This window comes from Myxococcus hansupus (assembly GCF_000280925.3).
Taxonomy (GTDB): Bacteria; Myxococcota; Myxococcia; order Myxococcales; family Myxococcaceae; genus Myxococcus; species Myxococcus hansupus.
In genome coordinates, this window is the sequence record NZ_CP012109.1 from 2,015,814 (window position 1) to 2,035,898 (window position 20,085).

Sequence of the window (20,085 nt, forward strand, 5' to 3'; positions counted from 1 at the left end):
ACCGGCTCAGGCGCGGCGGCGCACCTTGGCGTCGAGGCTCCACGGCCCCGCGCCGATGAGCGCGATGCCCGCCATGACGGCGAGGTAGAGCAGGGCCAGCTCCATGCGGCCGAACGGGTCGGCGCGGTGCCGGTAGAGCGCCACCACCATTGTGAAGCCCGCCATCGCGGCGGCCGGACGCGTGAAGAGGCCCACCGCGACCAGCAGTCCGCCCAGGAACTCCGCCAGGGTGGCGCACCAGGCGAAGAAGGTGGGGAAGGGGAAGCCGAGCTGCGCGACACCCGCCGCGAACTTGCTCATGTCGCCGGTGAGCTTGGGCAGGCCATGGCCCAGCGCCAGCGAGAGACCGAACACCACGCGGATCAACGTCAAACCCACCGCGGACTTACCCACCATGCCGTGTACCTCCCAGGTTGCCCGAGCATCCTCGCACGGCGGCGCGCGTCACGTGTCGCGGATGATGGCGGGCCCCTGGCGCCCTAGCTGCTGCCTTCCTCGGGAACCCAGCGCCTGGCTCGGCCGCGCAGCTTCTCGAGCTGTTCCCAGTGACGCTCGATGGCCTCTCGTCCCGCGTCGGTGATGCGCAGCAGGGTGTGCGGCGTCTTGGCCCGGAACTGCTTCTCCACGGTGACGAGCCCTGCCTCCTCCAGCTTGGACAGGTGGCTGGACAGGTTGCCCTTGGAGAGGCCCGTGAGGCCCTGAAGGTAGAGGAAGTCGGCGCTGTCACACGCGGACAGCGCCGTGAGGAGCGACAGCCGCGCGGGCTCGTGGATGAGCCGGTCCAGCGTGGCCAATTGTTCGAAAGGGGCTTTCATCCCGCGGCTTCCAGTTCCGCCGTGGAGGTGTCCGCGGGGCTCAAGGCGCGGACGAGCAGGCGGTGGTCCAAAATCCCCAGCACCAGGATGGCCACGCCCCATGCGGCATTGAAGGTCACCAGATCGCACCGTACGGCGGAGGCCGCGTCACCCGCGTGCATCCAGCCGCACAGGGGATTGAATCCAAGCGCATGCAGGGCCGCGACGAGGAACATGGCACCCGCGGTGGGCGGGTAGTGGGGCACGAAGCGGCCAATGGCCGCCCAGTAGGCGAGCAGTGCCGTCGCGCTGACCGCGAGCGCCCCGCCGACGGGAAACCCGGGCGTCGCGCCGCGGAGCCCCAGCGCGATCAGCCCGAAGGCCAACACCAGTCCCACCGCGGAGAAGCCCAGCGTCAGCCGCAGCCGGGTCTGTTTCATGGCGGGGCTCGGGCGCACCTCGCCAAACCGGCGCTGGTAGTAGGCGCCCGCCAGCGGATAGAGCACCAGCGTTGCGACCATCCCCGCGACCAGCGCGATGGCCCCCGCGGCGGCGGGTGTGCCTCCACTGGGAGGCAGCAAGGTCAGCCACAGCGCGAAGCCGAGCATCAAGACGCCGAAGGGAAGGAACCGCAGTCCCTGGAGCCAGTCGTAGTACCGCGTCACGAATTGAATGCGCTGGAGCCGCTCGTCCATGGCTGTGCCTCGTTCGGGCAGACAGGTTTGTGGTGCAAACCAGGATGGAGATAGAGCCTCGTCGAGTCTCTGTCAATAACTGGTTTGCGGTACAAACCGGGCCGGCGACGGGAGCCCGGGGCGCGTGAATGTTCTGGGCGCCGTCTCAGGCGGAGCGCTTGGGCGCGCGCATGTCGCTGATGGCCAGCGGGAGCCGGTCTCCCTGGGAGGAGACGAGCGCGGCGTTGAGGACGAAGTCCTGGCCCATGCGGAGCTCCAGCGTGGTGGGGCCCTTGTGGGTGGTGCGCCAGTCCAGCTCGACGCGGACGGTGCCCAGCAGCTCGCGGTCCACGGTGGTGGTGTCGAGCGCCTCGAAGAGGGCGATGGAGAGCGGCCCCGGAATCATGGGCAGCTCCAGCGTCACCGACTTCGTCGCGGGCACGGGCGTGTTGGCGGGGATGACCTCGTGCTGGGCGCCGCCGGGGACCATGATGCTGATGGGCATGGGCACCACGTCCGCCAGGCCGGTGATGCCCCGCGCCAGGTTCCGGCCGAGGATGGCCGCGCCCACCGCGACGCCGAGCTCCGGGTGGACCTCCTTGTCGGAGGACAGTCGCTTGAAGTGCGAGAAGCGCTCGCGAATGGCGGGCATGCGCGTCTGGCCACCGACGAGGACCAGCTCGTCGATTTGCTCTGACTTGAGCTGCGCGCGCTCCAGCACGTCGTCGCAGGCGGAGGCGGTGCGCTCGATGAGTTGGAACACCATCTCCTCGAGCCGCTTGCGGGTGAGCGTGTAGTCGAAGTCGATGAACCCGCCGTCCTTCTGGGCGATGCACGGCACGCGGAGCACGGTGGCGTCGCGCTGGCTCAGGGCCATCTTCGCGGACTCGGCGGCGAAGACGAGCCGCTGCATCACGACCTTGTTCCCGCGCAGGTTGATGCCGTGCTTCTGGTGGAAGTCGTCCACCAGCATCTCCACGATGCGCTCGTCGAAGTTGGCGCCGCCCAGGAAGGCGTCACCGCCGGTGGCGAGCACCTTCACGACCTTGTTCTGCACGGCGAGCAGGGTGGCGTCGAAGGTGCCGCCGCCCAGGTCGAACACCATCACCGTCTGCTCGGGGTTGCGCAGGTTGGCGTAGTAGAGCGCGGCGGCGGTGGGCTCGTTGATGATGGCGCGCACCTGGAGGCCGGCCTGCTCCGCCGCGTGGCGCACGGCCGCGCGCTGGCGGCTGCTGGCGTGCGCGGGCACGGTGAGTACGCACTCGCGGAAGGGCGTGCCGGCGGCGTGGTTCGCCAGCGTGAGAATCTGCTTGATGATGAGGTGGGCGACTTCCGTCAGCGAGGTCTGCTTCCCGTACATCGTCACCGCGGTGTAGCCGTCCTCGGCTTCGACGAGCTCGAAGGCGTACTTGTCCTTGTGCTGGGTGACGTACTCGGACTGGAAGCGGCGGCCCAGGAAGCGCTTGGCGCCGAAGACGGTGTGGCGCGGGTCGTCGATGATCTGCCGGCGCGCGGCGTGTCCGACTATGGCCTTGTCCGCCGCGTGGAACCACACGACGGAGGGCAGGGTGACGCTTTTGTCCGTGACGGGAACGACCCGGAGCTTGCCCGCCTTGTCGAAGAAGGCCGCGGCGGTGTTGGTGGTCCCGAAGTCGATGCCAAGGATGGAGCCCGTACTCATCACCGCCGACTCTCCCACGTCCCGTCGGCCCGTTCAGCCCCTGAAAACATCCCCGTGTCCGGTGCGGGTGGGTCACTTGAAGCCCGGTTGCACTTCGCTTCACTCCCGGGCGTCGGCGCGCGGCGACGGGCAGTAGAAATGTGCCGCTGGGTGGGGATGGCGCGCACGCGGGGGCTCGCTGACTTGGGTGCCACGACCGCCCGCGTTGGTCCGGTGTTCGCCGTTGACCGGCATGCGCCGCCGTTCCATGGATGCGCGCCATGGGGCCTGTGGATCGAAGTCTGGTTCGGGATGTCGCGGCGATTGCCGCCGCGTCCGGTGTCATCGGTGCGTCGTTTGGTGCAATCGCGGTGGCGTCGGGACTGTCGGTGTGGCTCGCGTCGGCCATGTCCGTGCTCGTCTTCGCGGGCGGCTCGCAGTTCATGGCGGTGGGCGTGGTGGCCGGCGGAGGCAGCCCCGTGGCTGCGGTCATCGCGGGGCTGCTGCTCAACGCCAGGCACCTGCCGTTCGGCCTGACGCTGACGGACGTGCTCGGTGAACGCTGGCCCATGCGGCTGCTCGGCACGCACCTGATGGTGGACGAGTCCGTGGCGTTCGCGCTCGCTCAGCCGACGCCGGAGCGACGGAAGGCGGCCTACTGGTGGTGCGGCGGCGCGTTGTTCATCGCCTGGAACGTGGGGGTCGTCCTGGGCGCCCTCGCGGGTTCGACCCTGGGCAATCCGGAGGCGCTGGGGCTCGACGCCGCGTTCCCCGCGGGGCTGCTGGCCTTGTTGCTGCCGTCCTTCTTCGCGCCGTCCTCGGGGGCTGGTGAGGGAGTGGAGGGCGAGACGGCCCGCGCACACGAGGCCCGCGCGGCGGCAGTCCGGGCTCGCTGGGTGGCGGGGGGCGCGGTGCTCATCGCGCTCGCCACCACGCCGTTTCTTCCCGCTGGCGTCCCCGTGTTGCTCGCGCTGCTGGCGGTGGGGCTGGTGCTGCGATGACGCTGCTCCCCATCCTGATTCTGGCGGCGGGCACCTATGCCTTCCGGCTGGCGGGCCCGCTGTTGAGCCAGCGCCTTCAGGTGTCCGCGCGCGTCCAGGGGCTGCTGTCCCTCTCGGCCATCGCGCTGCTCACCGCGCTGGTGGCCACGGCCGCGCTGACGGCGAACGGCGGCTTCGCGGGCTGGGCGCGTCCGGCGGGGGTGCTCGCTGGCGCCGTCCTGGCGTGGCGGAAATGGCCCTTCGTCGTCGTGGTCGTTTCGGCGGCGGCTGTGACCGGTTTGTTACGAATGTCGGGTGTAGGTTGAATTCAGGTTAAATCACGCACTGCGGCTTGATGGGGGCTGATGTAGGTGGCAGGCTCCGCACTGTAGGTGGACATTTTACTCTCTCAGTGAGGACTTGCCATGACCGGAATTGATCGCTCTTCGTCGTCGAGAAGCTCCCAGCGGGAGTCGCGGGTGTCCGGAGGGGACTCCGCCAAGGGGCTCCGGAACGAGACGAACCGTCGTGAGGACGCGCGGCCGGTGGAGAAGAACAGGGCCTCGGGCTATTCGGTGAAGGACGGCTGGGATTCGCGTCCGGCCCAGGGCCACGCGGCGAACAAGCTTCAGCCGGCGGCCGAAGCCCAGGGCGTGCAGGCCGAGGGCGGAGTTGCCGCGACGACGGAGCCGAACGTCGACTGGGACTTCATCGCCGAGCAGGAGGGCCGCGCGGTAACGCAGGCCTATGTCCCGGACGCGTCGGGCAGCAAGAGCGGCGTCACGGTGGGCACGGGCGTGGACCTGGGCGCGCGGAACATGGCCGACCTGGACCGGCTGGGGCTGTCGCCCGAGCTGAAGGCGAAGCTGGAGCCATACCTGGGCAAGCAGGGCCAGGCCGCCGCGGACTACCTGGCGGAGAACCCGCTGACGCTGACGGCGGACGAGGTCAAGGAGCTGGACCAGGCCGTGAAGGGCGAGGCGCTGGACAACATCGTCAAGGAGTACGACACCGAGGTCGAGCGTCTGAACGCCGCGGACGGTGGAAGCCGGCCGAAGTTCGCCGAGCTGCCGCGGGAGATGCAGACGGTGATTGCGTCCGTCGGCTTCCAGTACGGCTCGCTGAAGACGGCCACGCCCAACTTCTTCGCGCAGGTGACGGAGCAGAAGTGGGACGAGGCGAAGGCCAACCTGGAGGACTTCGGCGACCGTTATCCGTCGCGCCGTGGCCGCGAGGCGGACCTGCTGGGCCAGGGCATCGAGAGCCTGAGCTGAGTTTCAGACGTGTCTCCGAGTGGAGGGCGTCTCTTCGTGGGTGAGGCCCCTGGAGGGACGCCGTTCCGCGCGACGGTGCGCTGAAGTAGGTTCCGCGATGGAGCAAGGGCATCGCGGAGCCGTCGTGACATCGAAAGTGGAAGACGTGGAAGCGCGAATCGCCGAGCTGTGTGCTGAAGGCAATGCGCTCGCGGATGAAGAGGACTTCGCCGGCGCGCTGTCGCGGTTCGAGCAGGCGTTGGCGCTGATACCCGAGCCCGCGGATGACCACGAGTCGACGCAGTGGGTCTGTGTCTCCATCGGGGACATGCACTTCCAACTGGGGCAGTACGCCGAAGGCCGCGAGTTCATGAGGCGGGCCGTGGCGCTGCCGGACGGACTGGGCAATCCCTTCATCCATCTCCGCCTGGGCCAGTTCGCCTTCGAGCTGGGCGACATGGCGCGCGCCGGAGACGAACTGGCCCGCGCCTACATGGGCGGCGGGGAGGAGATCTTCGACGAGGACGACCCGAAGTACTTCCAGTACGTGAAGTCCATCCTGCGCCCCGCGCGGGATTCTTGAAGGGAAAGGGCCGCCCAGCATGTCCCAGGAGCCGTTGCGCGAACAGGAGGTGCTGGATGTGCTCCACGCCATCGAGCGCGGGGAGGTCACCATTCCCATCGAACAGCAGGATGCCGCGTCGGAACGATACAGTGGCCATGTGGAGTTCATCGGCTCCAATGGCTGGCGGTTCGTCATCTTCGATGACTGCCATGAATGGGATTACATCGTCGAGGTCACGGCGCCAGACGGACGCTCGCTCGATTACGAGACCATGTATCGCACGATGCCGACGCTGGCGCACTACCGGCCGCCGCTGTCACTGTCCATCGACCAGTGGGGAATTCCTTCCCCACTTTGGGATGATTTGGGCCTGCTCCGGTTCGGTGGACAGGTTGACTATGCTGCCAGCCTCTTGGTTTCGGCCATCCGCTCGTACTCCGCAGGGCAGACGTAGCCCAGGGCTGAGTGGCGCCGCTTCCGGTTGTAGAACACCTCAATGTACTCGAACAGCGACTGCTTCGCCGCCTCACGCGTCTTGAAGCGGGTGACGTAGACGAGCTCCAACTTCAGGGTGGAGAAGAAGCTTTCCGCCACGGCGTTGTCCCAGCAGTTACCCTTGCGCGACATGCTGCATCCGATGCCGTGCTCCTCCAGCAGCCGGCGGTAGTCCTCGCTTGCGTATTGGCTGCCCCTATCCGAGTGGTGAAGTTGCGGGGCGGGACGGCTGAGCAACGCCATGTCGAGTGCGCGCAGCACCAGGCCGCGGTCGATTCTCTCGCCCATCGCCCAGCCCACCACCTTGCGGCTGAAGAGGTCCAGCAGCACCGCCAGGTACAGCCAGCCCTCGTCGGTCCAGACATAGGTGATGTCACCCACCCACGTACGGTGGAGCTGACCGGGTTGGAAGTTCCTCTCCAGGGTGTTCGGCGCCACGGGGTGGTGGTGGGCCGAGTCGGTGGTCCGTACGAAGCGACGCCGTGCACGGCCACGCAGGCCCGCCTGGCGCATCAGGCGAGCCACTCGCTTCCGCGCCACCCGCTGGCCTCTCGCTTTGAGTTCCGCATGCACCCGCGGAGCGCCGTACGTGCCCCGGCTCTCCTGGTGGACGGCTGCCACTTCGAGATGAAGCGCCCGGTCGCGTTGCTTCCGCTCGCACTCGGGCCGCGCCGCCCAGGCGTAGTAGCCACTGCGTGAGACGCCCAGGTGACGACAGAGGACAGCGACGGGAAAGAGGGCCTTCTTCGCGTGGATGAAGGAGAACTTCACTTCATCTCCTTCGCGAAGAAGGCCGCCGCGTTTTTTAGTATCTCCCGCTCCATCCGCAGCTCCCGGTTCTCCTTGCGCAGCCGAGAGAGTTCCTCGCGCTCCACCGTCGTCAGCGCTCCAGGCCTGCCCCCGCCCCGGTCCGTCTTCGTCTGCTCGACCCACAGCCGCAGCGCTGACTCCGTCAGGTCCAAGTCTCGGGCGGCCTGGGGAATCGTTTTCCCCTCCTCCAGCACCAGCCTCACCGCCCCGGCCTTGAACTCCGCCGTGAACTCCCGGCGTGGCCTACGGGGCTTCCTCTGCTTCTCGTCAGTCGCGGACATCCCGTGCTCCTTCCATCACATCTCGGGTGTCCACGGAACCGGGCTACTCCCAGATTCAGTGAGATGACTTTTGAAGGGGCCATGATGACTTCATCAATCATGGCCATTCCAGTTCATCCCAGATGTCACGCGTCGGAGCTGGCGCGAAGAAGGATTCGAGAGAGAGGCGCCGGTAGTTACAGGGCTTCATCCTCAAGTCCGTGATGGACCAGCTCCAGTCTGGCGGCGCCCTATACGACTTCAACAAGAGGAGGTTGCGATAGGGCGAAACTGACCCCCACCAGAGTGGTCTGGGCCCCACGGTGACGTCCTGTCTCCCATCGCTATAGTGCGGCACGTCGCGGCCTTGCCGGGGCATCTCCATCGGCCACGGCGGCTGTGGGTAACAGGGGACGTACGTGAATCGCACTGCATTGGTGTCCGTGGGGCGCATGCCGCTCATTGTGGTCGTATCGCTGCTGACGGCGTGTGTTGCTCAAGTAGACCCGTACCTGCGTCGCGGGGCCATTCTCGAAGAGGCTCAGCAGCCCGCTGACGCCCTTGAGGTGTACGAGGGCCTTATCTCTCGCACCCCACACGCTCCTGCTGCCTTCGAAGCGCGGGCGCGCGCTGCGTATGTCCTCGCGGGCGTCCACCCCGCGCGGGCACGCGCATGTGCGCGCGTTGTCGAGACGTCGGAGGCGGAATCGAGAGTCCGCGGGGCCGCGATTGCTTTCCTTGCGAGGAACCCGCCCAGTGCTGGGCAGCCTGACGGTCCGGACCGGTCGCTATGCGACACATCTCGCCCAGGGGACACTCAAAAGGTTCGACTGGCTCAGGCGAAAACACCTGCGAGCAAGACTGCATCCGTTTCCTCCTCGGCTCCGGCGCCTACTTCGAAGCCTGCGACGCCGAAGCCCTCGACGACGTCTCCTTCCGTTTCTGGCAGTGGGACTCGTGGCTCTGGGAACTGCCACTGGGTGAGCGGCTACACGAAGAGAAATGGCACAAGCGTGCGCGGACACATGCGGTGCCGATGATAGCGGTGACGACGCAGGATTTGAGGTAGCCTTCGCGGGGGCGCCGCTCGTGGGCGCCCGGTTGTGACGGGCGCCTGGGGACTCCACGCCGTCTGCGAGTGCCGTACGAGCACGCGCTGAAGACCTTTGTCGCGTACGACGTCACCGTGTGTTTCAAGATGACGTCGGATGATGAGTTCCAAGGTTTGCCGCCAGGGGGGAGCACTCCAAGATGCGGGAGGGTGTGCTTGTGAAGCAATGAGGGAGTCGTAGGCCGGTTGGATGTGGGTGTGTTTGCTTGGCGGCGGGAGGTTCGCCCCTGCGGCGCGGCTGTGATCAACCGCATGAGTACGGCGAAGTTGGGTGGTGTCCTGTCTGGAAGTGCGCGTTCGGCTGCACCAATGTGCCATCCATTCGGCCGTGGAGCGGGTGTCTGCTTCCAGCATGTCTGTCATCATCCGCGGAGCCCGCGTCCGATTCCTGCAGTCGAAGCCCGGGGACGGCCCGAAGCCGCCAAAGCGCCCACCTTGCGAGTACTGCGGGAAGGCATGGCACAATCTCGCCACCGCATGGGGCTGGCATGTGGGGAACTCCACGGAGCTGCGGGAGAACATTCTCGCGGGGAGAGAGTCTGACGAGCACTGCTGGTACACGGGGTACCGCACCATCGCGGCCCACCACCTCATCTGCTCAGAGGCCATGGCGGATGACGAGCAATGGGCCCGGTTCTGTCGGGACTTCGGCTACGACATCAACCGACGGGAGAATGGTGTCATGCTTCCCATGGTGCTGGCCGTTGCTTGCGAACTCCATGTCCCCGTGCACATCGGTCCTCATGCTGGAGGGTGGGCCTTCGACATGGACTTGGCGTACCCGAATGCCGTGAAGCGGTTGCTCATGGGGTTTGCCCGTGCCGTTGCACGGGGGCGCTTCTGCGCCGAACCAGATGTACTCGCGAAGGAGTTGGACCAGCTCAGCCGCACCATCCTCAACAAACTGGCAAGCGGTCAGTGGACGCTCACCACGGATGGGCTCGATTATCTGGGCGGCGGCACTGGGTGTTCTGGCTCAACGAGCATCCAGGACAAGCCGCAGCGAGCTTGCCCACGTGGGCGTAAGCACGGCTCACGTCATGGAAAAACAGGTGCGCCGCTCGTTCGGCGGACGCTCCAGGTCGGGGAGTAGGGCATGCAGAACGAGTACTTCGTTCTGATGCGTGAGCGGTCCCAACGGCATCCCTTGCTGACATGGGACCAGGAGTACCTCCCGTTCCTGAGACCCGCGCCGGTCGCGGTCAGCGAGCCCGTGAAGCTCAAGCTGGGGGAGCCCATCCCGCCGCGTCCCCTCATGGTCGATCACCACAGCCTTCCTTCGCCCGTCGTCTCTCCAAGACTGAAGGATGCGCTTGAAGCCGCAGAACTCCCCGGCGTCCAGTTCGTGCCGGCTGACGTCCTGGCCGGAGATGAGGTGCTGCGCTACTGGCTGGTGCACATGTGGCGAGTCATTCCGTGCATGGACAGGCAACGCTCCATCTTCGAGGAGACGGAGGCGGGGCACGTCTTGCTGAGTCTCGACAAGCTCGTGCTCGACGAGTCTGTGCTCCGGGGGATGCCACTCCACGAGAGGCGGGCCTTCGTCCTGGAGGAGGACACCGTGCATCTCTTCCACAGCTCAGTCGTGGAGCAGGTGCTTTCCTTGACACCGCCACCCGAAGGACTTCGCTTCACCCCTGTGGCTGAGTGGGGCGACGCTTACGGATTCCGGTGAGCGAAGCCCGATGGCTTTTCCAGGCTGGAGCCTGAGGCGATTGGCAACACGGCTGGCCGCCGTGGCGAGTCCGGCGCGTGGAGATGGACCGCCCGTCACTGCCGCGGTGAGCACATGCGCGTCGCGCTCACCACGTCGCCCACGGGTGCCCGCACAATGGAACGCAATGCATCCGCGGCGTTACGACTCTGAACTTCCTCGCCGCAAGCCCAGGGCCTTCATCTTCTTGTAGAAGTGCCCCCGCTCCAAATCCAGAAGCCTCGCGGCTTCCGTCACGTTGTCATGTGTATGGGCAAGCACGTACTGGATGATGTCTCGCTCCGCGTCCTCCACCTGCTCGCGGAAGGTCCGGTCCGCGCGAGGCCGGAAGCCCACGGGCGCGGGAGGCTCCACGGCCACGGGCGCCACCGGGCTCGGGGGCACGGCCACCGCGGCCTCAAATGAGGGCAGGGGGTTCGCGGCAGAGACAGGCGATTCCATCGGCGGAGGCGGCGGCACGTTGCGGCCTCGGGGCAACAGCTCCAGCGCATCCGTCCGGGTGACGATGGGCCCCTCACAGAGGATGGCCAGCCGCTCCACCAGGTTGCGCAGCTCACGAACGTTGCCGGGGTAGTCGTACGCGCTCATCACCGCCAGCGCGTCGGGAGACAGCGTCAGCGGCCGGCGTCCATTCTTCGCGCAGGCCTCATCGAGGAACGTCTTGATGAGGTCCGGCAAATCCTCCCGCCGCTCGCGCAGCGGAGGCGAGTGAATCTGCACCACGTTGATGCGGTAGTAGAGGTCCTCACGGAAGCGCCCGGCGGCAATCTCCGCCTCCAGGTTCTTGTTCGTCGCCGCGACGACGCGCACGTCCACCTTGTGCGTCTCCGCGCCGCCCACGCGCTCCAGCTCGCCTTCCTGCAACACGCGCAGCAGCTTGGCCTGCATCGCCTGCGGCATGTCGCCAATCTCGTCCAGGAAGAGCGTGCCCTCGTGGGCCAGCTCGAACTTGCCCCGGCGCACGCTCACCGCGCCGGTGAACGCTCCCTTCTCATGACCGAACAGCTCGCTCTCGATGAGCTCGTGCGGCACCGCCGCGCAGTTGAGCTTCACGAAGGGCTGCCCCTTGCGCTTGGAGTGCTGGTGCAGCGCCCGCGCGATGAGCTCCTTGCCCGTGCCGTTCTCACCCGTGATCAGCACCCGGCCCTCGGAGGGCGCCGTGCGCTGGATGAGCGAGAAGATGCGCTGCATGGCCGGGCCGCTGCCCACCATGTCGTAGCGCCCGAGCTGCGCCCGCAGCTCCTGGAGCTCCGCCATGGCCGCCTGGTGCTTGAGCACATTGCGCAGCGCCACCAGCAGCCGCTCGCGAGCAATTGGCTTTTCCAGGAAATCCCTGGCTCCCAACTGCGTCGCCTTCACGGCCGTGTCGATGGTGCCGTGCCCGGACATCATGATGACGGGCAGCTCGGGCTTCAGCTCGGTGAGCTTCGCCAGGGCGGTGAGGCCGTCCATGTCTGGCATCTTCACGTCCATCAGCACGGCGTCCACGGGCCGGGCGCTGACGACGTCCAAGGCCACTTGTCCGCTGTTGGCCAGATGCGTCTGGTAGCCAGCGAGCTGGAGCGACTGGCTCAGGGTGAGGAGGATGTTCTTCTCGTCATCGACGATGAGGACGGAGGCGGGCATGACGGGCTTTCCCCGAGGCGCGCCACGGGGCGGGCCGCACGCGGGTCAATCGTGACAATCTCACGGAAAATATTTGGACATTCAAGGGTTTCGGCGGCAGGGCGGGGTGTCCGCGGAGGGACAAATGTTTTGACTCACCCCCGCCAGTGAGACTACACGCCAGCCACCAGACCCCGCGGGCGCGGGCGCGTTTTCGACTACAGGATTCTGGAGGAAATAATGCGTCAGATTTCCCTTTTGGCGGGGCTCACCCTCGCCGTCGCCGTCATGGGCGGCTGCACCCCTTCGTACCCGAAGTGCAACGAGGACGAGCACTGCGCCGAAAAGGGCGAAGTCTGTGTCCAGGGCCAGTGCCAGGAGTGCGCCACGGACGCGAACTGCCAGGAGGGTTTCACCTGCCAGGCGAACAAGTGCGCCCCCAAGCCGCCTGAGTGCACCACGGACAGCGCCTGTGGCAGCGGCCGCATCTGTGAGGCCGGCAAGTGCGCCCAGGCCCAGTGCCAGCAGGACACCCAGTGCCCCGGTGGCGGCAAGTGCGAGTCCGGCCGTTGCCAGGCTCCCGAGAACACCTGCGCCTCCAGCTCTGACTGCGGCGAGGGCCAGGAGTGCCAGGCGGGCCAGTGCGTGACGGCCTCCGCGGACCGTTGCGACTGGAGCCCCATCCCGTTCGGCTTCAACGAGTCCGGCCTGTCGGCGGACGCGCAGCAGCGCCTGTCCGACCTGGCCACGTGCATGAAGGCCTCGCCGGGCCGCGTGACGCTGGCCGGCCACGCCGACGAGCGGGGCACGGAGGAGTACAACCTCCAGCTCTCCAACCGCCGCGCGGCCTCCGTCAAGCGGTACCTGGCGGACCTGGGCGTCCCGGGCAACCAGTTGAGCACGGTGGGTTACGGTGAGACCCGCCCGGTCAACTCGGCTTCGTCCGAAGAGGCCTGGTCGGAAAACCGCCGCGTCGAGTTCCAGCGCTAGTCTGAGGTAGGCTGCGCGGGTGATGGCCGTTCAAGAGCCTGATGCGCGTCAGTCCTATCTCGTCTTTGCCTGCGGCAGTAGCTGGTATGCGGTACCCGCGGAGAGTGCGGCGGAGGTCGTGACCTTCCCCGAACTCACGCGGGTGCCCGGCGCTCCAGCCCACCTGCTGGGCGTGTTCGCGCACCGGGGAGAAGTCATCCCCGTCGTGGACATGGGCCTGCTGGTGGGCGGCGTCAGCCAGGGCTCACGAAGGGCGGTGCTGGTGCGCCTGCCCCGTGGCACCCTCGCCCTCACGGCCAGCACGGTGGCCGGCGTCTCCCCGGTGACGGGCGCGCTGGAGCCCCTGGGCCCCACGGGCGTCCACGTCCACCTGCGCGGCCCCGCGAAGAGCGGCCCCCGGGATGTGGCCGTCATCGACCCGGAAGGCCTCTTCGACCACCTCAGTCAGGGGTCCTGAGTCATGGAGCCACCGGGCCGCGTCCGGGGAATGCTCCTGTGCCACGCCGGACCCCACCGGCTCGCCTTCCATGCGCACGAGGTGGCGTCCATCACCTCGCCCGTGGGGCGGGAGGTGGCGTCCGCGCGCCGGGCGTTTCAGGCGTCCGACGGTGCCGCTCGTGCGCTGGTGGCCGCGTCGGGCGGCGCCGTGGGCGTGGACACCCTGGAGATTGACGCCGAGCCGCACCCGGTGCTGCCTGCGCCCCTGGTGGCGGTGCGGGCTTCGGGGGGCAGCCTCCAGGGCTTCGTGCTCGCCCGGGGTGAGCTGTGGCCGCTGATGGGTCTGTCGGATTTCGAGCGCTTCCTGCGCGGACAGTGGGAGGGCGCATGACGATGCCCGTGGGCGTGAGGGGGCTGGCTCGGTGGATCGCGCGGCCGGCGTTGCTGGGCTTCTCGGTGGGGGCCCTGCTGGCGGTGTTGCATTGTCAACTCACCGACACGGTCCCCGAGGGGGCCTGGGCGCCCTTCCTGTTGTTCGTGGGCCTGTCGTTGACGTTGTCGCTCTGGTTCACCGGTGTTCACGGTCGACGCGCGCTGCGGGTGTTGTACGCCCTGGGTGAAGGCCGGCAGCCGGCCACGCCCGAGTCCTTGCTCAAGGCCTTGTTGGAGGCCCGCACGTTCCCCGAGCGGAGCTTCGCCTTCGTGCTCCAGTGCTGGCTCCTGGTGTCGCTGGGGCTGGCGTTCGTCTTCGTCCCGTTGGTGGGCGGCACGTGGATGTTGGGGTTGCGGCTGGCGTTGATGGGGTTGTTCCTGGGGCCGCTGAGCGCGCTGTTCGTCTACTTGATGGTGGCGCGCCGGGCGCGCAAGGCGGTGGAGTTGGTCGCGGCCCAGGGGTTGTCTCCCCTGGAGGTGGTGGCCACGGCGCCGCCGCGCCGCCTGCGCGTGCGCCGGCGCATGGTGCTCTTCACCGCCATCGCAGTGCTCAGTCCGTCGTTCTTCATCCTCGATGCCTCCGTGTCGCGGACGCTGGACGCGGTGGACGCCATGGTGGGCGCGCCCGTGCACCTGCAACGTGAGGCGGCGGCGCAGGCGAGCCAGACGCGGGGCCTCGCGGTGGCGGGGCTGGTCGCGGTGCTGGTGATGATGACGGCCTACGTGGGCGGCGCCGTCATCGCCGAGCCGCTGCGCTCCATCACCGAGGACGCCACCCGGATTGCCCAGGGTGACTTCCGCCCGCCGCGCATCATCGCCGCGGAGGACGAGGTGTGGGCCACCTCGGCGGCCTTCGCGCAGATGCAGACGCAGTTGGGGCAGGCGCTGACGCAGTTGCAGCGCGCGGGGCTCCAGATTTCGACCACCACCGAGCAGCTCGTCGCCACGTCCGGAGAGCAGGAGAGCGGCGCGGATGAGCAGGCCGCCTCGCTCAACGTGACGAGCGCCACCACGGAGGAGCTGGCGCGGTCGGCGCAGCAGATTGCTGGCAACGCCGAGTCCGTGTCCGCCATCGCGGAGACGACCTTCGGCGCGGCGCAGACGGGCCAGCGTGGCGCCGCCGCCTTCCTGGGCGCGATGCAGCGCATGAAGGAGGACAACCAGGCCATCGCGGACGCGGTGGTGCGCCTCAACAAGCGCGTGCAGCAGATTGGCAAGGTGGTGGAGTTCATCAACGAGATTGCCGACAAGTCAGACCTGCTGGCGCTCAACGCGGAGCTGGAGGGCACCAAGGCGGGCGAGGTGGGTCGAGGCTTCTCGCTGGTGGCCGCGGAGATGCGTCGCCTGGCGGAGAACGTCATCCGCTCCACCAAAGCCATCGAGCAGCTCATCGCGGAGATTCGCGACGCCACGCACGCCGCCGTCATGGCGACGGAGGCGGGGCTGAAGACGACGGACGCGGGCACCGTGCTGGCGGCCCAGGTGGATGAAAGTCTGAGCCTCATCTTGGAGCTGGCGCGGCAGACGTCGCACGCGGTGCGCAGCATCTCCCTGGCCACGCAGCAGCAGCAGACGGGCACCGACCAGCTCGCCGCGGCCATGGGCGACATCCTCCGCGTCACCGAGCAGAACTACGCGGCCACCAAGCAGATGGCCGCGGCCAACGCGGACCTGTCCACGCTGGCGCGCGACCTGAAGCGGGCCGTGGAGCGCTTCCACATCGCGCCGGGAGGTGACGCGTGAGCGGGGAGCGGATGGCCCGGAAGGCCTCATTCAGTCGGCACCTCATGGCGCCCGTGCCGCTCGCCAACCTGGTGGGCGCCGCGCTCAGCCTGCGCTTCGCGTCGCTCACCCTGGCCGAGCCGCTCGCGGGCCGGCTGGAGGTGCTCGGCATCCTGGGCGGAGCGCTCTGCGTGACGGCCCTGGCCGCCGGGGTGGCGGCGTCGCTGGGGCGGCAGCGGACCCTGCGCGGGCTCGAGCGCGGCGACGTGCCCTCCACGCCGGAGAACCTGGCGGCGGCGGTGGCGGAAGTCACGCGGGCGCCGGAAGAGGCATTCCTGGGCTCGCTGGGCATGTGGCTGGCCACCACGTTGGTGTTGGGCGTGTGCATGTGGCTGGGCGCGGGCGTGGAGCTGTCGGTGGCCTCGCGCATCGCCGCGCTGGGGCTGCTCTTCGGACCGCTCACCGCGCTGCTCGTGCATTGCCTCGTCGTGCTGCGCTCACGCCGGGTGGTGCTGTGGCTGGCGGAGCTGGGCATGACGCCCGCGCAGCTCATCGCGGCCATGCCCCGCCGCGCGGAGCTGCGGGCCCGGCTGGCGGCGTTCGCCTTCGTGACGGTGGTGACGCCCGCGGTGCTGTCCGCGCAGCTCGCCTCCGCGCTGGGGGAGCGGCTCTTCACCCGGCTCATGGCGGAGCGGGACGTCAGCCGGCAGTTGGAGTTGGCGCAGACGCTGCGGCTGGAGGCCCTGACGCAGGGCGGAGGCCTGGTGCTGCTCGTGTTCGCGGTGGCCCTGACGGCTGCGTACCTGGGGGGAACGCTGCTGGGCGGGCCGCTTCGGGAGCTGTCACGCGAGGCGAAGCGCATCGCGGAGGGCGACCTCGCCAGCCCGCGCGTGGTTCCCGCCGAGGACGAGGTCTGGGATGTGTCCGCGGCCTTCTCCACCATGCGCGCGCATCTGGCGGACGTGATGTCCCAGTTGCAGCGCGCCGGTGCGCAAATCTCGTCGACGACCGAGGAGATTCTCACCACCTCCGGGCGCTACGAGGCCGGTGCGACGGAGCAGGCCAGCTCGCTGGACGAGACGAGCGCCACCACGGAGGAGCTGGCGCGTTCGGCGCGGCAGATCGCCGAGAACGCTGGCTCGGTGGCTGAAATCGCGCAGCGCACGCTGGGGGCCGCGCAGCAGGGGCAGGGGAGCGCGGAGGCGTTCCTCGGGTCCATGGCGCGCATGCGGCAGGACAACGTGTCCATCTCCTCGGCGGTGGTGCGGCTCAACAAGCGCGTGCAGCAGATTGGCAAGATCGTCGAGTTCATCAACGGCGTGGCCGACAAGTCGGAGCTGCTGGCGCTCAACGCGGAGCTGGAGGGCACCAAGGCCAGCGAAGTGGGCCGAGGCTTCTCGCTGGTGGCTGCGGAGATGCGGCGGCTGGCGGAGAACGTGCTGGAGTCCACGAAGGAAATCGAAGGGCTCATCGAGGAGGTGCGTGAGGCCTCGGCCGCGGCGGTGTCCGCCACCGAGGGCGGCGTGCGCGCGGTGGAGACCGGCACCACGCTGGCGCAGCAGGTGTCCGAGTCGCTGCGGCAAATCGTGCAACTGGCGGGACAGACGTCGTACGCGGTGCGCAGCATCTCCCTGGCGACCCAGCAACAGCAGACCGGCACGGACCAGCTCGCCGACACGATGGCGGACATCCTTCGCATCACCCAGCAGAGCCTGAATGCCACCAAGCAGGTGAGTACCGCGAACACGGACCTGCTCGTGCTCGCCAGGGACCTGCAGGGCGTGGTCGAGCGCTTCCAGATTGGTCAGGAACCGCTCGGCGAGGAGGGCGGGTGAACCCGAGCGAGCGCCTGCTCAGGCAGTTCCGGGACCTGGTGACGGTGCGCCTGGAGCGCATCACCCGGTCCCTGATGGAGCTGGAGGCCGGTGCCAGCGCGGAGGCCGGACGCGGCGTGCTGCGGGAGCTGCACGGCCTCAAGGGCGAGGCCCGGATGATGGGCTTCGACGACGTGAATGTGCTCGTCCACGAGATGGAGGAGCTGGTTCGCTGCACGGAGCCGCTGCGTTACGCGTTGTCGGCCGCGTCCACGGATGCGCTGCTGACCACGGCGGACGCGGTGCTCGTGTTCTCCGGGACGCAGACCGCGGAGGAGCCTCCTCCCTCCGTGGAGCGGCTCGTCTCGTGGTTGCAGGAGTGCGTGCGTTCCGAGGTGGACCGACTGCCATCCCGCGATGCGCCCGTGGATCGCCCCGGGGCGGAGCACGGCACGCACCTGAGTGGGGTGGATGACCACTCGCCGGGGCAGGGAAGTTCGTCTGGGACGCAGGGTGTCCACCCTGCGGGTTCCGGTTCGTCTTCTATCAGGGACGGTGGTGTGCAGCCCGCGAGGGTCACCCCTGCGTTGGGCACCTCCCTCGTCATGGGGAGTACGACGCGGCCCCCGTCACCTGCTCGAGATGGCGAGGTCCCTTCGTCGGCAGGGGCCTCCCTCGTCGCCGGGAGCGGAGCGAAGGTCGCGTCTCTGTCCCGCGACGGCGGGCACATCCCTCCATCAGGGGCTTCCCTGGTCGTTGGCGGCACTGCGTCCGCCGGCTCCTCGCGTGTGGTGAGTAGCGGGGCTCAAGCCACGGCACCTGCCCGCGATGGCGGTGGCCCACTCCCTGGTTCCTCGCGAAGAGGCGGAGCCGCCAGCGAGACACCGGCCAACCCCGGCGCGGCAGTCCGGGGCACGACATCGAGCCTCGTGTCTCCCTCCTCTGGTGCGCCCTCGGCGGGGCTGGTCGTTCGCGGCCCGGCTCGGGCTTCTGATCCGCGCGGCACGCCCATGTCCCGGCAGCCCGAGCCTCGCCCGGACACCGCGGTGCGCATCGGCGTAGAGAGCCTGGACCTGCTCACCAGCGCCGTCACCAACCTCACGCAGGTGGCCCGTCGCCGGGAGCTGGCCAACGCCCGCCGGCTGGCACTGGCCCGCGAGTTGAGCCAGCTCGCGCGCGAAGCCGAGGACCTGGGCCCCGCGGGCGCCGCGCTCGCGGCCCGGCTAGGCTCCGCCAAGGAGATGGCCGCCGCGCTCCACCGTGAGTCGAAGCTCCTCTCCAACGCGGAGCTGCGCGACCTGGGCATGGTGGTGGAGGAGGTGCAGACGCTGCGCATGCTGCCCCTCTCCGTCCTCTTCGAGCCCTATCCCCGCATGGTGCGAGACCTCTCCCGCGAGCTGGGCAAGGAGGTGGAGCTCGTCGTCGACGGCGAGGACACCCGCGCCGACCGGGCGGTGGTGGAGGCCCTGCGCGAGCCGCTGATGCACCTGGTCCGCAACGCGCTGGACCACGGCCTGGAGACCCGCGTGGATCGGGTGTCCGCGGACAAGAAGCCTCGCGGCTGCCTCACGCTGCGCGCCGCCCGAGAGGGCAGCCGCATCAACCTCCGCGTCGAGGACGACGGCATGGGCATGGACCCGGCCCACCTCCGCAAGGTGGCCGTGCGCCGCGGGCTGCTCGACGAGAGCGCCGCCAATGCCTTGTCAGACGCGGCGGCCCGAGAGCTCGTCTTCCTCCCCGGGTTCACCTCGCGCGACGTCGTCACGGACCTGTCGGGCCGGGGCGTCGGGCTGGACGCCGTCCGCACCTCCATCCAGGGCCTGGGAGGCGACGTGGGCGTGGAGTCGGCGCCGGGCTGGGGCACCATCTTCGAGCTCCGCGTTCCCGTCTCGCTCACCGTGGCCCCGCTGCTCTTCATCCAGGTGGGCTCGGAGACGCTGGCCCTGAGCGCCACCCATGTCTCCCGCGCGCTCAAGGTGGACTTCGCCGACCAGTGCGAGGTGGCGGGACGTCCGTCCCTGCTGGTGGAAGGTCGGGTGTTGCCGCTGGCCTCGCTGGCGTCGTTGATGGGGCTGGAGCCGGAGCGTCCCGCTCGGGAGGGGGAGCTGGCCCTGGTGGTGAAGAGCCAGAGCGGCGCGGCGGCGCTCGTCGTGGACCGCGTCCTAGAGGAGCGGGTCCAGGCCATCCTCCCGTTGAAGGGAATCCTGGGGCGCTTCGGCCACCTCACCGGCGCGACGTCCCTGGCGGATGGGCGCCTGGCCATGGTGCTCTCCGCCGCCTACCTCACCGCCAGCGCCCATCAAGGCCATGCCCTGCCGCGTCCGGCGCCGTCGGCAGCTCCCGGGCCCGAGGCCCGGCGTCGGCGCATCCTGGTGGTGGATGATTCACCCCTCACCCGGGAGCTCATCGCCAACCTGCTGGAGGCGGTGGGCTATGACACCGTCATCGCCGCGGATGGCGCGGAGGCACTGGAGGTCTTGGACTCCCACGCCGTGGACCTGGTCGTCACGGACCTGGAGATGCCCGGCGTGGACGGCCTGGAGCTGGCCCGGCGCCTGAAGGGTCACCCCGTCCGTTCGCGCCTGCCCGTGGTCATCCTCACCACGCGTGGCGGGGAGGAGGACCGGCGGCGGGGATTCGCCGCGGGGGTGGACGGCTACATCACCAAGGGCGATCTGGTGCGCCAGGACCTGGTGGACGTGGTCCGGCGACTGCTGGGCTGACGACCCTCGAGGCGGCACGCCCGAGCAATCCCAGGGGACTGCTCG

Annotated in this window: 19 protein-coding genes; 13 read left to right on the forward strand and 6 right to left on the reverse strand. The window is 68.7% G+C overall.

Annotated features, from left to right (window positions below; all coding sequences use genetic code 11):
• Positions 1–6: 6 nt before the first annotated feature.
• From A176_RS08300 to A176_RS08315, 4 genes are all read right to left on the reverse strand, one after another.
• Positions 7–396 carry a DoxX family protein gene (locus tag A176_RS08300; protein WP_002638949.1) on the reverse strand — a complete coding sequence of 130 codons (390 nt, stop codon included), beginning with the start codon at positions 394–396 and terminating at the stop codon, positions 7–9.
• Positions 397–479: 83 nt separating this feature from the next.
• Entirely contained in the window at positions 480–815 is a 336-nt protein-coding gene (locus A176_RS08305; protein ID WP_002638948.1) for a winged helix-turn-helix domain-containing protein, read from the reverse strand.
• On the reverse strand, positions 812–1,489 hold the full coding sequence (locus tag A176_RS08310) for a hypothetical protein (protein WP_002638947.1): 678 nt from the start codon (positions 1,487–1,489) through the stop codon (positions 812–814). Before A176_RS08310 ends, A176_RS08305 begins: the two co-directional genes overlap by 4 nt.
• Positions 1,490–1,634: 145 nt before the next feature.
• Positions 1,635–3,149, reverse strand: coding sequence for an Hsp70 family protein (locus A176_RS08315; protein ID WP_044891107.1), 1,515 nt, complete (start codon positions 3,147–3,149; stop codon positions 1,635–1,637).
• A gap of 260 nt (positions 3,150–3,409) precedes the next feature.
• Between A176_RS08315 and A176_RS08320 the strand changes: the two genes are divergently transcribed.
• From A176_RS08320 to A176_RS08340, 5 genes are all read left to right on the forward strand, one after another.
• The gene (locus tag A176_RS08320; RefSeq protein ID WP_002638945.1) at positions 3,410–4,129 is read left to right on the forward strand and encodes an AzlC family ABC transporter permease; all 720 of its coding nucleotides are present in this window, start codon (positions 3,410–3,412) and stop codon (positions 4,127–4,129) included.
• The gene (locus tag A176_RS08325) at positions 4,126–4,434 is read left to right on the forward strand and encodes an AzlD domain-containing protein (RefSeq protein ID WP_002638944.1); all 309 of its coding nucleotides are present in this window, start codon (positions 4,126–4,128) and stop codon (positions 4,432–4,434) included. The genes A176_RS08320 and A176_RS08325 overlap by 4 nt, the downstream gene beginning before the upstream one ends.
• 99 nt (positions 4,435–4,533) lie before the next feature.
• Complete coding sequence (locus A176_RS08330) at positions 4,534–5,382, forward strand: pesticin C-terminus-like muramidase (protein WP_044891105.1); 849 nt, start codon at positions 4,534–4,536, stop codon at positions 5,380–5,382.
• A gap of 124 nt (positions 5,383–5,506) precedes the next feature.
• The gene (locus A176_RS08335) at positions 5,507–5,944 is read left to right on the forward strand and encodes a tetratricopeptide repeat protein (protein ID WP_021781627.1); all 438 of its coding nucleotides are present in this window, start codon (positions 5,507–5,509) and stop codon (positions 5,942–5,944) included.
• A 19-nt stretch (positions 5,945–5,963) separates the two neighbouring features.
• A complete protein-coding gene (locus A176_RS08340; RefSeq protein ID WP_049872254.1) occupies positions 5,964–6,380 on the forward strand; it encodes a DUF7693 family protein in 417 nt (138 codons plus the stop codon).
• Here the strand turns inward: A176_RS08340 and A176_RS08345 are convergent.
• Positions 6,323–7,512, reverse strand: a protein-coding gene (locus A176_RS08345; RefSeq protein WP_226993910.1) for an IS3 family transposase whose coding sequence is annotated in 2 segments (ribosomal slippage) — positions 6,323–7,230 and positions 7,230–7,512 — 1,191 coding nt in all. Because the reading frame shifts where the segments join, the coding sequence is not laid out codon by codon here. The two genes, A176_RS08340 and A176_RS08345, sit on opposite strands and share 58 nt — an antisense overlap.
• 1,697 nt (positions 7,513–9,209) lie before the next feature.
• On the opposite strand from A176_RS08345, the gene A176_RS08355 reads away from it, so the two are divergent.
• Together A176_RS08355 and A176_RS08360 are read left to right on the forward strand one after the other, a co-directional pair.
• A complete protein-coding gene (locus A176_RS08355; RefSeq protein ID WP_237076908.1) occupies positions 9,210–9,695 on the forward strand; it encodes an AHH domain-containing protein in 486 nt (161 codons plus the stop codon).
• A 3-nt stretch (positions 9,696–9,698) separates the two neighbouring features.
• Positions 9,699–10,277, forward strand: a complete 579-nt coding sequence (locus A176_RS08360; RefSeq protein WP_002634064.1) for an imm11 family protein — start codon at positions 9,699–9,701, stop codon at positions 10,275–10,277.
• 180 nt (positions 10,278–10,457) lie between these two features.
• Here the strand turns inward: A176_RS08360 and A176_RS08365 are convergent, their stop codons facing one another.
• Positions 10,458–11,942, reverse strand: a complete 1,485-nt coding sequence (locus tag A176_RS08365; RefSeq protein WP_002634065.1) for a sigma-54-dependent transcriptional regulator — start codon at positions 11,940–11,942, stop codon at positions 10,458–10,460.
• Positions 11,943–12,161: 219 nt separating this feature from the next.
• On the opposite strand from A176_RS08365, the gene A176_RS08370 reads away from it, so the two are divergent.
• From A176_RS08370 to A176_RS08395, 6 genes are read left to right on the forward strand one after another with little or no spacing between them, the layout of a single operon-like run.
• Positions 12,162–12,911 (forward strand): OmpA family protein, encoded by a 750-nt coding sequence (locus A176_RS08370; RefSeq protein WP_002634066.1) that lies wholly within the window; start codon positions 12,162–12,164, stop codon positions 12,909–12,911.
• 22 nt (positions 12,912–12,933) lie between these two features.
• Positions 12,934–13,368: a chemotaxis protein CheW gene (locus A176_RS08375; protein WP_044890648.1), complete on the forward strand. Its 435-nt coding sequence runs from the start codon at positions 12,934–12,936 to the stop codon at positions 13,366–13,368.
• A gap of 3 nt (positions 13,369–13,371) precedes the next feature.
• The gene (locus A176_RS08380) at positions 13,372–13,740 is read left to right on the forward strand and encodes a hypothetical protein (protein ID WP_044890647.1); all 369 of its coding nucleotides are present in this window, start codon (positions 13,372–13,374) and stop codon (positions 13,738–13,740) included.
• The gene (locus A176_RS08385) at positions 13,737–15,524 is read left to right on the forward strand and encodes a methyl-accepting chemotaxis protein (RefSeq protein ID WP_002634069.1); all 1,788 of its coding nucleotides are present in this window, start codon (positions 13,737–13,739) and stop codon (positions 15,522–15,524) included. Before A176_RS08380 ends, A176_RS08385 begins: the two co-directional genes overlap by 4 nt.
• Positions 15,525–15,535: 11 nt before the next feature.
• Complete coding sequence (locus A176_RS08390; protein ID WP_144429713.1) at positions 15,536–17,338, forward strand: methyl-accepting chemotaxis protein; 1,803 nt, start codon at positions 15,536–15,538, stop codon at positions 17,336–17,338.
• Positions 17,335–20,040 carry a hybrid sensor histidine kinase/response regulator gene (locus A176_RS08395; protein ID WP_002634070.1) on the forward strand — a complete coding sequence of 902 codons (2,706 nt, stop codon included), beginning with the start codon at positions 17,335–17,337 and terminating at the stop codon, positions 20,038–20,040. Before A176_RS08390 ends, A176_RS08395 begins: the two co-directional genes overlap by 4 nt.
• Positions 20,041–20,085 lie beyond the last annotated feature (45 nt).

Excerpts from the sequence above, each read along its gene's own strand:
- A176_RS08300 (WP_002638949.1), bottom strand. The coding sequence starts at position 396 with ATGGTGGGTAAGTCCGCGGTGGGTTTGACGTTGATCCGCGTGGTGTTC.
- A176_RS08305 (WP_002638948.1), bottom strand. The coding sequence starts at position 815 with ATGAAAGCCCCTTTCGAACAATTGGCCACGCTGGACCGGCTCATCCAC.
- A176_RS08310 (WP_002638947.1), bottom strand. The coding sequence starts at position 1,489 with ATGGACGAGCGGCTCCAGCGCATTCAATTCGTGACGCGGTACTACGAC.
- A176_RS08315 (WP_044891107.1), bottom strand. The coding sequence starts at position 3,149 with ATGAGTACGGGCTCCATCCTTGGCATCGACTTCGGGACCACCAACACC.
- A176_RS08320 (WP_002638945.1), top strand. The coding sequence starts at position 3,410 with ATGGGGCCTGTGGATCGAAGTCTGGTTCGGGATGTCGCGGCGATTGCC.
- A176_RS08325 (WP_002638944.1), top strand. The coding sequence starts at position 4,126 with ATGACGCTGCTCCCCATCCTGATTCTGGCGGCGGGCACCTATGCCTTC.
- A176_RS08330 (WP_044891105.1), top strand. The coding sequence starts at position 4,534 with ATGACCGGAATTGATCGCTCTTCGTCGTCGAGAAGCTCCCAGCGGGAG.
- A176_RS08340 (WP_049872254.1), top strand. The coding sequence starts at position 5,964 with ATGTCCCAGGAGCCGTTGCGCGAACAGGAGGTGCTGGATGTGCTCCAC.
- A176_RS08355 (WP_237076908.1), top strand. The coding sequence starts at position 9,210 with ATGGCGGATGACGAGCAATGGGCCCGGTTCTGTCGGGACTTCGGCTAC.
- A176_RS08360 (WP_002634064.1), top strand. The coding sequence starts at position 9,699 with ATGCAGAACGAGTACTTCGTTCTGATGCGTGAGCGGTCCCAACGGCAT.
- A176_RS08365 (WP_002634065.1), bottom strand. The coding sequence starts at position 11,942 with ATGCCCGCCTCCGTCCTCATCGTCGATGACGAGAAGAACATCCTCCTC.
- A176_RS08370 (WP_002634066.1), top strand. The coding sequence starts at position 12,162 with ATGCGTCAGATTTCCCTTTTGGCGGGGCTCACCCTCGCCGTCGCCGTC.
- A176_RS08375 (WP_044890648.1), top strand. The coding sequence starts at position 12,934 with ATGGCCGTTCAAGAGCCTGATGCGCGTCAGTCCTATCTCGTCTTTGCC.
- A176_RS08380 (WP_044890647.1), top strand. The coding sequence starts at position 13,372 with ATGGAGCCACCGGGCCGCGTCCGGGGAATGCTCCTGTGCCACGCCGGA.
- A176_RS08385 (WP_002634069.1), top strand. The coding sequence starts at position 13,737 with ATGACGATGCCCGTGGGCGTGAGGGGGCTGGCTCGGTGGATCGCGCGG.
- A176_RS08390 (WP_144429713.1), top strand. The coding sequence starts at position 15,536 with ATGGCCCGGAAGGCCTCATTCAGTCGGCACCTCATGGCGCCCGTGCCG.